1 protein-coding gene is annotated in these 415 nt (G+C 54.9%); it reads left to right on the top strand.

The window, feature by feature from the left end; genetic code table 11:
* Positions 1-31 precede the first annotated feature (31 nt).
* Positions 32-400 carry a four helix bundle protein gene (locus tag EOC83_RS32630; RefSeq protein ID WP_063170070.1) on the top strand — a complete coding sequence of 123 codons (369 nt, stop codon included), beginning with the start codon at positions 32-34 and terminating at the stop codon, positions 398-400.
* Positions 401-415 lie beyond the last annotated feature (15 nt).

Below are 415 nucleotides of genomic sequence, written 5' to 3'. Positions count from 1 at the left end.
GGGGAGTAGGGGAGTAGGGGAGTAGGGACGGATGACCGAAAAAACAGGGTCCTACAAGGACTTGCTGGTTTGGGAGCAGGCGATGGATCTTGCGGTGGCGGTCTACGGTGCTACGAAATCCTGGCCCAAAGAAGAACTTTATGGACTGACCAGCCAAGTGCGGCGCTCTGCAACGTCGGTGCCGGCGAACATAGCCGAGGGGTATGGCAGGGAAATTCGAGGCTCCTATCTGCAGTTTCTCCGTATTGCCCAAGGATCATTGAAGGAACTGGAAACTCAGCTTCTGATTGCTGAACGTATTGGCATCGCGCCGAAAGCGACGTCCGGCCCATTGTTGGCGAGTACCGAAAGTGTGGGAAAGCTTCTTCGACTTCTCATCCGTAAACTTACAGCCGAATAGCCTCCCCTATTCCCC

Origin of the sequence: Mesorhizobium sp. Primo-A (genome assembly GCF_003997175.1) — a bacterium.
GTDB classification, from domain to species: domain Bacteria; phylum Pseudomonadota; class Alphaproteobacteria; order Rhizobiales; family Rhizobiaceae; genus Mesorhizobium; species Mesorhizobium ciceri.
Note: the sequence above shows the minus strand (reverse complement) of the source record. Positions and strands in the feature narration are given on the sequence as shown.